This is a genomic window from Klebsiella sp. WP8-S18-ESBL-06, from assembly GCF_014169755.1.
GTDB classification, from domain to species: domain Bacteria; phylum Pseudomonadota; class Gammaproteobacteria; order Enterobacterales; family Enterobacteriaceae; genus Kluyvera; species Kluyvera ascorbata_B.
Window position 1 is genome coordinate 3,513,094 of sequence record NZ_AP022256.1, and the last position, 10,732, is coordinate 3,523,825.

General features: G+C 58.5%; 10 protein-coding genes. 5 read left to right on the plus strand and 5 right to left on the minus strand.

From position 1 onward, the window contains the following. Nucleotides 1–65 precede the first annotated feature (65 nt). The 3 genes from pxpC to H7R76_RS16825 are packed head-to-tail and all read right to left on the minus strand — an operon-like array spanning nt 66 to nt 2,409. Entirely contained in the window at nt 66–998 is a 933-nt protein-coding gene (pxpC, locus tag H7R76_RS16815; RefSeq protein ID WP_106924648.1) for a 5-oxoprolinase subunit PxpC, read from the minus strand. Continuing rightward, nucleotides 992–1,648: a 5-oxoprolinase subunit PxpB gene (gene pxpB / locus H7R76_RS16820; protein ID WP_182929280.1), complete on the minus strand. Its 657-nt coding sequence runs from the start codon at nt 1,646–1,648 to the stop codon at nt 992–994. Before pxpB ends, pxpC begins: the two co-directional genes overlap by 7 nt. A 17-nt stretch (nt 1,649–1,665) precedes the next feature. Beyond that, nucleotides 1,666–2,409 carry a type 2 GTP cyclohydrolase I gene (locus tag H7R76_RS16825; RefSeq protein ID WP_106924650.1) on the minus strand — a complete coding sequence of 248 codons (744 nt, stop codon included), beginning with the start codon at nt 2,407–2,409 and terminating at the stop codon, nt 1,666–1,668. Nucleotides 2,410–2,690: 281 nt separating this feature from the next. Between H7R76_RS16825 and dtpD the strand changes: the two genes are divergently transcribed. Beyond that, nucleotides 2,691–4,172 (plus strand): dipeptide permease DtpD, encoded by a 1,482-nt coding sequence (gene dtpD / locus H7R76_RS16830; RefSeq protein WP_106924651.1) that lies wholly within the window; start codon nt 2,691–2,693, stop codon nt 4,170–4,172. A gap of 22 nt (nt 4,173–4,194) precedes the next feature. Here dtpD and phrB read toward each other — a convergent pair whose 3' ends face one another. After that, a complete protein-coding gene (gene phrB, locus H7R76_RS16835) occupies nt 4,195–5,616 on the minus strand; it encodes a deoxyribodipyrimidine photo-lyase (protein WP_182965886.1) in 1,422 nt (473 codons plus the stop codon). A gap of 180 nt (nt 5,617–5,796) precedes the next feature. Further along, the gene (locus H7R76_RS16840; RefSeq protein ID WP_182965888.1) at nt 5,797–6,003 is read right to left on the minus strand and encodes a YbfA family protein; all 207 of its coding nucleotides are present in this window, start codon (nt 6,001–6,003) and stop codon (nt 5,797–5,799) included. Between the two features lie 304 nt (nt 6,004–6,307). On the opposite strand from H7R76_RS16840, the gene kdpF reads away from it, so the two are divergent. Genes kdpF through kdpC form a run of 4 tightly spaced genes read left to right on the plus strand, consistent with a single transcriptional unit; the run spans nt 6,308 to nt 10,731 of the window. Continuing rightward, on the plus strand, nt 6,308–6,397 hold the full coding sequence (gene kdpF / locus H7R76_RS16845; protein WP_077625464.1) for a K(+)-transporting ATPase subunit F: 90 nt from the start codon (nt 6,308–6,310) through the stop codon (nt 6,395–6,397). Then, complete coding sequence (gene kdpA, locus H7R76_RS16850) at nt 6,397–8,076, plus strand: potassium-transporting ATPase subunit KdpA (protein WP_182968019.1); 1,680 nt, start codon at nt 6,397–6,399, stop codon at nt 8,074–8,076. Before kdpF ends, kdpA begins: the two co-directional genes overlap by 1 nt. 20 nt (nt 8,077–8,096) lie before the next feature. Next, the gene (gene kdpB, locus H7R76_RS16855) at nt 8,097–10,145 is read left to right on the plus strand and encodes a potassium-transporting ATPase subunit KdpB (protein ID WP_182965890.1); all 2,049 of its coding nucleotides are present in this window, start codon (nt 8,097–8,099) and stop codon (nt 10,143–10,145) included. A gap of 10 nt (nt 10,146–10,155) precedes the next feature. Beyond that, nucleotides 10,156–10,731, plus strand: coding sequence for a potassium-transporting ATPase subunit KdpC (kdpC, locus tag H7R76_RS16860; protein WP_106924656.1), 576 nt, complete (start codon nt 10,156–10,158; stop codon nt 10,729–10,731). Nucleotide 10,732: the final 1 nt, after the last annotated feature.

Here is a 10,732-nt window from a genome sequence, read left to right on the forward strand (position 1 = left end):
ATAAATAATAAACCGGCGCATATTCCCCTCGCGCCGGTTTCATTACGGGAGACGCGTCTCCGCCGTCATGCTTCCTCATTCAGCCGCCAGCTAAGCTGCGCCAGATAACGCTGCTGGTCATCGCGAGCCTTCAGCGCCTCTTCCAGCGAGCAGCGGACAAAATGTATCGGCTGCCCCAGCGGAATTTGCGCTAGCTGGAACATATCGGCCTCAATAATACAGGCGATACGCGGATAGCCGCCGGTGGTCTGCGCATCATTCATCAGCACGATCGGCTGGCCGTTATGCGGCACCTGCACGACGCCTGGCACCAGCCCGTGCGACAGCAGCTCGCGCGCATGAGCGCGCGTCAGCGGTTGCCCTTTAAGCCGATAGCCCATGCGGTTGCTTTGCGGGCTGAGCTGCCAGGGTGAGCGCCAGAACGCCTCCTGCGAAACGTCATCGAACTCATGATACTCCGGCCCCGGCAGCGCACGGATGCGATTGCTGGCGAGAAGCGGCTTTACGCCGCGTGGCGCGCGGAAAGTACGCTGCGGCGTTGCCAGCGGCAGCACGTCACCATCGCGCAGGCATCGCCCCTCAAGACCGCCGACGCCAGCATTCAGATCGGTACTGCGTGAGCCCAGCACCATCGGCACATCAATACCGCCCGCCAGCGCCAGGTAGCTACGGATGCCGTGCTGAGGGCGCCCGAGCATCAGCGTCTGCCCTGCCGTTGCCCAGTGTCGCCAGCCGCTCCATACCGCCGCACCGTCCAGGGTGGCTTCGCAGCCCGCGCCGGTTAACGCAAACCAACCGTCGCGGGCAAACTGAAAGGTTGCCGCCCCCAGCGTAATCTCCAGCGCCGCAGCGTTAGCATCGTTGCCCACCAGCAAATTGGCCGTTATCAGCGCCGGCTTATCCATCGCGCCGCAGCGGCTCACGCCGGACTGTCGCAACCCATCACGCCCGGCGTCCTGCACTGAGGTATACATGCCCGCACGTATCACCTTTAGCATATTCCCTCCTTTTGCGGCACAAAGCGCACCGTATCCCCGGGGCGCAGCAGAATAGGATCCTCACGGTTCGGCGAAAACAGCGCCAGAGGCGTGCGACCAATCAGCTGCCAGCCACCGGGCGTCGACAGCGGATAAATACCGGTTTGCGCGCCGCCAATGCCGAGCGAACCGGCGGGCACCTTCAGCCTGGGCTCCGCGCGACGCGGCATATGCAGGCGCTCCGGCAGGCCACCAAGGTAAGGAAAACCGGGCTGGAAGCCGAGAAACCACACGACGTAGTCCACCGACGCATGAAGTTCTACGGCTTGCTTTGGCGTCAGGCCGCTCAGGCGGGCCACCTCGGGTAGGTCAGGGCCACTTTCTCCGCCGTAGACCACCGGGATATCGATTTGCCGCGAATCAGGCTCCAGCGCCTCACTCTCTTCCCACCAGCGCTGAAGGCGCTCAATGGCGTCCAGCGCCTGGGTCTGCGGATGGCGCAGAGTCACGGTAATATTATTCATTCCGGGAATCGCATCCACCACGTCCGGAATCGCCGCCAGACGCTGGGCCAATCGCCATACGCGCTTTTGCGCCGCCAGCGTGACCGGCGGTTCCAGCTCCAGCACGACGGCGGTTTCCCCTAACAGATAACAACGCGCTCGCTGCACTTTATGCCCCCCGTTAATCAGGCCGGATTAGGGATATCAACAAAGGTGACATCCAGATCGGTGGTTTCATTGAGCCATTCGCTCAACGCACGAATGCCGCCGCGTTCGGTCGCATGGTGGCCCGCAGCATAAAAATGCAGCCCCTGCTCGCGAGCAGAATGAATGGTTTGTTCTGACACTTCACCGGTAATGAAGGCATCCACGCCGAAACGCGCTGCGCTATCGATAAACCCCTGTCCGCCGCCCGTACACCAGGCCACGCGGGAGACTTTTTCCGGCCCGGTATCGCCGCTCCACAGCGGTTTACGCCCCAGACGCACTTCTATCCACGACGCCAGCTCAAGCCCTGAAACCGGCATCGACAGTTCCCCCCACGGCACCAGGGGTTCAATTTCACCCATCACGTTAATACCGAGCAGGTGCGCCAGCTGGGCGTTATTCCCCAGCTCTGGATGTGCGTCCAATGGCAGATGCCAGCCATAGAGGTTGATGTCGTTTGCCAGCAGCGCCTTCAGGCGGTTGCGTTTCATGCCGCGAATCACCGGCGACTCGCCCTTCCAGAAATAACCGTGATGGACGATAACCGCATCCGCCTGCTGGCGTACGGCTTCATCAATCAATGCCTGACTGGCGGTCACGCCGGTCACAATTTTCTGTACCGTTTCACGCCCCTCGACCTGCAGGCCATTAGGTGCATAATCGCTAAAGGCACCGCTGCCAAGTTTTTCATTAATCAGTTGTTCTAGCTCGGTATTTTTCATTTTCGCTCACTTAGCCATCAATGCTGTTAAGCAGAATAAAATAGCGTCACTTTGCCGCTACGTCGATACACAATGCCTGACATCCGCCGGAACGCCGCTTAACTACGCACAATAAATGCCTGAATAACACGATTTGCCTGTTTCAATGTGAGCAACTTCATGTATATTTATGCAACCATACCGCATATTACAAAGATAATACGCTTTTATACGTATTATTACATAAATGAAACAAAGCCTTACGCAGCAGGCCGTTGCCGGGTTTCGAGGTTAAATGTGCAATGAATAAATCACAATCGCAGCCGAAGGCAATTTACTACGTTGTCGCCCTGCAAATCTGGGAATACTTCAGCTTCTACGGCATGCGCGCGCTGCTGATTCTGTATCTCACCAACCAGTTGAAGTACAACGATACTCACGCCTACGAGCTGTTCAGCGCCTATTGTTCACTGGTCTACGTCACGCCGATTCTCGGCGGCTATCTGGCCGATAAAGTGCTGGGTAACCGCATGGCGGTGATGCTCGGCGCGCTGCTGATGGTCATCGGGCATATGGTACTGGGTGCCAGCGAAGTGGCCCCCATGTTCTTGTATCTGTCGCTGGCCATTATTGTCTGCGGCTACGGGCTGTTTAAATCCAACGTCAGCTGCCTGTTAGGCGAGCTGTATGAACCCACCGATCCGCGCCGTGACGGCGGTTTCTCGCTGATGTACGCGGCGGGTAATGTCGGGTCAATCGTGGCGCCTATCGCCTGTGGCTTCGCGCAAGAGCAGTATAGCTGGGCGATGGGCTTTACGCTGGCTGCCGTCGGCATGCTGGCCGGGCTGGTCATTTTTATCAGCGGCCGTCGCCACTTCGCTCACACCCGCGGGGTCAACAAAGAAGTACTGTGCGCGCGCAGCTTCCTGCTGCCCAACTGGGGCTGGCTGCTGGTACTGCTGGTCGTTGCACCGCTGTTTATTACGGTATTGTTCTGGCAGGAATGGTCGGTCTATGCGCTGATCGCGGCTTCGATTATCGGCCTGGCGGTACTGGCGAAAATTTACCGTCGCGCCGAAACGGCTGAACAGCGTAAAGACCTGCGCCTGATTGTGGTGCTGACCTTCTTCAGCCTGTTGTTCTGGGCCTTTGCCCAGCAGGGCGGCAGCTCAATCAGCCTGTATATTGACCGTTTCGTTAACCGTAACGTGCTGGGCTACGAAGTGCCGACCGCCATGTTCCAGTCGGTGAATGCCTTTGCGGTCATGCTTTGCGGCGTGGTACTGGCGTGGCTGATTAAAGAGCAGGTGACCCGCAACCGCGATCTACGGATCTGGGGCAAGTATGCGCTGGGCCTGGGGCTGATGAGCGCCGGGTTCTGTATTCTGACCCTCAGCGCCCGCTGGTCTGCCAGCTACGGGCACTCCTCCATGCCGCTGATGCTGCTGGGGCTGTCGGTGATGGGCTTTGCGGAGCTGTTTATCGACCCGGTGGCCATGTCGCAGATTACCCGTATTCAGATCCCGGGCGTCACCGGTGTACTGACCGGCATCTACATGCTGCTCTCCGGCGCGGTGGCCAACTATGTGGCGGGCATTATTGCCGACCAGACCTCGCAGGCCTCGTTTGATTCCGCCGGTGCGGCAGACTACTCCATCAATGCCTATATTGACGTCTTTAGCCAGATTACCTGGGGCGCGCTGGCCTGCGTCGGCGTCGTCATGGTTATCTGGCTGTACCACTCGGTGAAAGTTCGCCAACGCCGCCTGGCGGTTGACGCGTAACCCTGTCTATGAGGCCTGAATATCAGGCCTCATTTTTCTTCGCAGCTTCATAGGCGGCAAGCGTGGCAACCCTCGCTTCACTGTGATTAACGATGGGCCGAGGATAATCCAATCCCCTTTCCTGCTTCTCAGCCCACGTCCACGGCTGATGAATCGCGCTGTCCGGCACCGCCGCCAGTTCCGGCAGCCACTGACGGATAAACGCCCCGCTTTTATCAAAACGTTCGCCCTGGGTTGTCGGGTTAAAGATACGAAAATAGGGCGCTGCATCGGTACCGGTTGAGGCCGCCCACTGCCAGCCGCCGTTGTTAGCCGCCAGGCAGCCATCCACCAGTTGCGACATAAAGTAGCGCTCCCCTTCCCGCCAGTCGATCAGCAGGTCTTTCACCAGGAAGCTGGCGACGATCATTCTCAGGCGGTTATGCATCCAACCAGTAGCATTGAGCTGGCGCATCGCGGCGTCGACGATCGGATAGCCGGTTTGCCCGCGCTGCCAGGCCGTCAGCGCCGCCGGGGCGTCGTGCCAGCGGACATTATCTGTCCACTTGATAAACGGTTGGTGCTGACAGAGCCGCGGATAATAAGTCATCAGATGGCGATAAAACTCACGCCAGATCAGTTCGTTTAGCCACACGCTGCCCGCACCGCCGTCCAGTGCCGCTGGCTGCTCGGCCAGCAGGCGATGCAGACACTGACGCGGTGACAGTACGCCAACGGTCAGGCACGCGGATAAACGGCTGGTCCCCTCAATCGCCGGGAAATCACGCTGAGATTCATACTCAGATGCGCCCTGCTGGCAGAACTGACGCAGCCGTTGAATCGCCGTGTTTTCATCGGCAGGAAACAGCGCCGGATCAAACGGCTGCTGCGGATAGGTCAATGTTATCGCCGGCCCTGCCGTTACCGCAGGCGCATTTCTTGGCGCTGGCGCACGAACGCACTCCGGTAGGTGCTCACGCAGTCGTCGTAGCCAGGCGTTTTTATACGGCGTAAACACTTTATACATCTCGTGATTGCCGGCCACCACCGCCCCCGGTGGCAGGATCACGCTGTCATCAAACCCCTGACAGACGGTATCCACCAGCGAGTGTTCCACCTGGCGATCGCGCTGACGCTCGTTGAACTCATACTGATAGTTGTAGAAAAGGTGCGTGACCGCATGCCGTTTGCAGACGCTGCGCACCACCTCAATGCTGGCGGCAAAATCAGCCACCTCGTGGAAAATCAGCGGGATATTTTTCTCTGCCAGCGCCTGACGAAGCGCGTTCAGCTGCGCGGCAAGATAGGCGGCCTGGCGGGGGGCCATGGCGTGCGCCGCCCACTGTTGCGGGGTGGCAATATACAATGCCAGCACCTGCGCGTGCGGATCGCGGCAGGCAGCGGCAAGGGCGAGGTTGTCATGCAGGCGCAAATCAGCGCGGAACCAGACCAGATGCGTAGGCATAAAAATCCTGAATATATTTAACTAATACATTCATATTACACCAATTATTTCACAACACCTTTCGACGTTGATACCACACCTGCCTGATGGCGCTGCACTTATCAGGCCTGCATCACTGTAAATGCAAAAAGCCGCCCCTTTGCAGGAGCGGCTTGCGCGTTTTTTTTCGCTGCGACACGATTAATAAAAGTCGCAGGCGGCCCCTTCAGCCTGTTCCATCCATACCGGTTTCTCACTGGTTTTCGACCAGACGCGGTGCAGATAGCTGTAAAAACGGGCGCGGTCTTTCCAGAACAGCATCACCGGCAGCGCCAGAATCCCCGCCACCACGGCGAAAGTACGGCGCATTAACACGACGTGTGCAGGATATTTTTTGTACAGCTCCATATTCTCTCCCCTAAGTTGGCCGGCAATCTTCGCCGGAAAATCATGCTTGGTAATCTGTTTAAAATCGTACCGCTTTTTGTGTAATTTTACTACTCATCCGACCACTAATTTCGGTTTGTTTTGTGTTTATTTACATTCACCGCGTAACTTAGTTACGTGATTGTTAAATTAATACTAACCATTAGTTAAATTGTGGATTTGTTATTTTTATACTTTTTTTACACCCCGCCCGGCAATTTTTGCGAAATCTTTGCACCTGAAAACCTACGCTTAGCGCAATAACTCAATCGTCCGGAGGTGGATTGTGACTACAGGCGTAATAGCCGGCGTGGTGCTGGTGTTCCTGTTACTGGCGTATCTGGTTTATGCCCTTTTGAAGGCGGAGGCGCTGTGATGGCTGCTCAGGGATTTCTACTCGTTGCCAGCTTCCTGCTGGTGCTGTTTATTCTCGCTCGTCCGCTCGGCAAGATGCTGGCGACGATGATCGGCAATGCGCCGCTGCCGGGTCTGGCCCGGACGGAAAGCGTTCTGTGGCGCATCCTCGGCATTTCCGGCCAGGAAATGAGCTGGCGACGCTATGCCATGGCCATCGTACTGCTGAACCTTTGCGGTCTGGCGGCGTTGTTTGCCATGCTAATGCTGCAAGGCTATCTGCCGCTTAACCCACAGCAGCTGCCGGGCCTGTCATGGCACCTGGCGCTGAACACCGCCGTGAGCTTCGTCAGCAACACCAACTGGCAGTCGTACAGCGGTGAAACCACGCTAAGCTATTTCAGCCAGATGGCTGGTCTGACGGTACAGAATTTCCTCTCTGCCGCCACCGGCATCGCCGTGCTGTTTGCGTTGGTGCGCGCTTTTGCCCGCCATAGCGTCAGTACGCTGGGTAACGCGTGGGTCGATATCACCCGTATTACCCTGTGGCTGCTGCTGCCCATTTCACTGCTGTTGGCGCTGTTCTTTATTCAGCAAGGCACGTTACAGAACTTCCTGCCCTACCAGCCGTTTACCACGCTGGAAGGTGCGCATCAGCTGCTGCCGATGGGCCCCGTCGCCTCACAGGAGGCCATTAAAATGCTGGGCACCAACGGCGGCGGGTTCTTTAACGCTAACTCTTCACACCCCTTTGAAAACCCGACGGCGCTGACCAACTTCGTGCAGATGCTGGCGATCTTCCTGATCCCGGCGGCGCTGTGCTTTGCTTTCGGCGAGTCGGTAGGCGACAACCGCCAGGGCCGGGCGATTCTGTGGGCGATGACGATTATTTTCGTGGTCTGCGTGGCGGTGGTGATGTGGGCGGAAACCCGCGGTAACCCACACCTGCTCGCGTTCGGTGCCGACAGCAGTATCAATATGGAAGGGAAAGAGAGCCGCTTCGGCATCCTTGCCAGCAGCCTGTACGCGGTGGTGACAACCGCAGCCTCCTGCGGTGCGGTAAACGCTATGCATGACTCCTTTACCGCGCTGGGCGGCATGATCCCGCTGTGGCTGATGCAGATTGGTGAAGTGGTCTTCGGCGGCGTGGGCTCCGGTCTGTACGGCATGCTGCTGTTCGTCCTGCTGGCGGTGTTTATCGCCGGGCTGATGATTGGTCGCACCCCCGAATACCTCGGCAAAAAAATCGACGTACCGGAGATGAAAATGACCGCGCTGGCGATTCTGGTCACCCCAACGCTGGTGCTGCTCGGCACCGCGCTGGCGATGATGACCGATGCCGGACGTAGCGCCATGGCCAACCCCGGTTCGCACGGCTTTAGCGAGGTGCTGTATGCCGTTTCGTCGGCCGCGAATAACAACGGCAGCGCCTTCGCGGGCTTAAGCGCCAACACGCCATTCTGGAACTGCCTGATGGCGGTGTGCATGTTTGTCGGCCGCTTCGGCGTGATTCTCCCGGTGCTGGCAATTGCCGGTTCGCTGGTGAATAAAAAAATCCAGCCCGCTACGCCAGGCACGCTGGCGACACACGATGCCCTGTTTATTGGCCTGCTGATCGGCACCGTGCTGCTGGTGGGCGCACTGACCTTTATTCCCGCCCTGGCGATTGGCCCGGTAGCGGAACATCTTTCCCTGTTTTGAGTCATGCGGAGCAATTGGTTATGAGTCGCAAACAACTGGGCCTGTTTGAACCGTCTCTGGTTCGCCAGGCGTTGATCGACGCCGTGAAAAAACTCAGCCCCACCGTGCAGTGGCGTAATCCGGTCATGTTTATCGTCTGGATTGGCAGCGTGCTGACCAGCGCGCTGGCCGCCGCCATGGCGCTGGGTGCCCTGCCTGGCAACGTGGGCTTTAGTAGCGCCATCGCCCTGTGGCTGTGGTTTACCGTACTGTTTGCCAACTTTGCCGAAGCCATGGCCGAAGGCCGCAGTAAGGCGCAGGCCAACAGCCTGAAAGGGGTCAAAAAAACGGCTTTTGCCCGCAAATTGCGTGAGGCTCGCTACGGTGCCGCAATGGATCACATCCCGGCCGACGATCTGCGCAAAGGCGACGTGGTGCTGGTTGAAGCAGGCGGCATTATTCCCTGCGACGGCGAAGTCATCGAGGGTGGCGCATCGGTAGACGAAAGCGCCATTACCGGCGAATCCGCACCGGTTATTCGTGAATCCGGTGGCGACTTCGCCTCGGTCACCGGCGGGACGCGCATCCTCTCCGACTGGCTGGTGGTGCGCTGTAGCGTCAACCCGGGGGAGACGTTCCTCGATCGCATGATTGCGATGGTGGAAGGTGCGCAGCGTCGTAAGACGCCGAACGAAATTGCCCTGACCATTTTGCTGGTGGCGCTGACTATCGTCTTCCTGCTGGCGACCGCCACCATCTGGCCGTTCTCCGCCTGGAGCGGTACGCCAATAAGCGTCACCGTGCTGGTCGCGCTGTTGGTATGCCTGATCCCCACCACCATTGGTGGTCTGCTATCGGCTATCGGCGTTGCCGGGATGAGTCGCATGCTGGGCGCTAACGTTATCGCCACCAGCGGTCGCGCCGTGGAAGCGGCGGGCGATGTCGACGTGCTGCTGCTGGATAAAACCGGCACTATTACGCTGGGCAACCGCCAGGCATCGCAGTTCCTTCCAGCACAAGGCGTAGACGAAAAAACGCTGGCCGATGCCGCTCAGCTGTCATCGCTGGCGGATGAAACCCCGGAAGGACGCAGCATCGTGGTGCTGGCAAAACAGCGCTTCAACCTGCGCGAACGCGACGTGCAGGCGCTGCACGCGACCTTCGTCCCGTTTACCGCACAGAGCCGGATGAGCGGGATAAACATCGACAACCGTATGATTCGCAAAGGTTCCGTTGATGCTATTCGCCGTCATATTGAAAGCAACGGCGGCCGCTTCCCGCTTGATGTCGAACAGAAAGTGGAAAGCGTCGCGAGCCTTGGTGCCACGCCGCTGGTCGTCGCCGAAGGCGCGCGCGTGCTTGGGGTCATAGCGCTGAAGGATATTGTCAAAGGCGGTATTAAAGAACGCTTCGCTCAACTGCGTAAGATGGGCATTAAAACGGTGATGATCACCGGCGACAACCGGCTGACCGCCGCGGCCATCGCCGCCGAAGCGGGCGTTGACGACTTCCTTGCTGAAGCCACGCCAGAAGCCAAGCTGGCATTGATTCGCCAGTACCAGTCCGAAGGCCGCATGGTGGCAATGACCGGCGACGGCACCAACGACGCCCCGGCGTTAGCCCAGGCCGACGTTGCGGTGGCAATGAATTCCGGGACTCAGGCGGCCAAAGAGGCGGGCAATATGGTCGACCTGGACTCTAACCCGACCAAATTGATTGAGGTGGTGCACATTGGCAAGCAAATGCTGATGACCCGCGGCTCGCTGACCACGTTCAGTATCGCCAACGACGTGGCGAAATACTTCGCCATTATTCCCGCCGCCTTTGCCGCCAGTTGGCCGCAGCTGGGAGTGCTGAACATTATGCGTCTGCACTCGCCGGACTCTGCGATTCTCAGCGCCGTCATTTTTAACGCGCTGATCATCGTGTTCCTGCTGCCGCTGGCGCTAAAAGGGGTGAGCTACCGCCCGCTGTCGGCATCAGCAATGCTACGCCGCAACCTGTGGATTTACGGCGCCGGCGGGCTGGTAGTGCCGTTTATTGGCATCAAACTCATTGATTTACTGTTAACCCTGCTGGGTCTGGTGTGAGGAAAAAACCATGTCTGCATTGCGTCCTGCCGTTGTTATCTTCCTGTTCCTCGCGGTTATCACCGGCGGTATTTATCCGCTCGTGACCACCGCGCTGGGGCAGTGGTTGTTCCATACTCAGGCTAACGGCTCGCTGATTTTTGACCATACCGATATTCGCGGCTCGCGGCTTACCGGCCAGTCCTTTACCGATCCTGGTTATTTCCAGGGCCGCCCTTCCGCCACCGCCGATACGCCGGATAACCCGATGGCCTCCGGCGGTAGTAACCTGGCGGGCAGTAACCCGGCGCTGGATAAGCTGTTTACCGACCGAATTGCCGCGCTACGTGCTGCCAATCCGGACGCCAGCAGCCGGGTTCCGGTTGAACTGGTGACCGCATCCGCCAGCGGACTAGACCCACACCTGACGCCCGCCGCTGCGTTATGGCAGGTACCGCGCATTGCCAAAGCGCGCCACCTTTCGCCGCAGTGGCTCATGCAGCAGGTTCAGGCCGCAACCCATAAGCCGCTGCTCGGCTTTCTCGGTCAACCTGTGGTAAATATTGTTGAGCTGAATATGGCGCTGGATGCCCACAAGGATAATTAAT

Bases quoted from the DNA above. Each gene is read 5' to 3' on its own strand.
- pxpC (WP_106924648.1), bottom strand. From the start codon at position 998: ATGCTAAAGGTGATACGTGCGGGCATGTATACCTCAGTGCAGGACGCC.
- H7R76_RS16825 (WP_106924650.1), bottom strand. From the start codon at position 2,409: ATGAAAAATACCGAGCTAGAACAACTGATTAATGAAAAACTTGGCAGC.
- dtpD (WP_106924651.1), top strand. From the start codon at position 2,691: ATGAATAAATCACAATCGCAGCCGAAGGCAATTTACTACGTTGTCGCC.
- phrB (WP_182965886.1), bottom strand. From the start codon at position 5,616: ATGCCTACGCATCTGGTCTGGTTCCGCGCTGATTTGCGCCTGCATGAC.
- H7R76_RS16840 (WP_182965888.1), bottom strand. From the start codon at position 6,003: ATGGAGCTGTACAAAAAATATCCTGCACACGTCGTGTTAATGCGCCGT.
- kdpA (WP_182968019.1), top strand. From the start codon at position 6,397: ATGGCTGCTCAGGGATTTCTACTCGTTGCCAGCTTCCTGCTGGTGCTG.
- kdpB (WP_182965890.1), top strand. From the start codon at position 8,097: ATGAGTCGCAAACAACTGGGCCTGTTTGAACCGTCTCTGGTTCGCCAG.
- kdpC (WP_106924656.1), top strand. From the start codon at position 10,156: ATGTCTGCATTGCGTCCTGCCGTTGTTATCTTCCTGTTCCTCGCGGTT.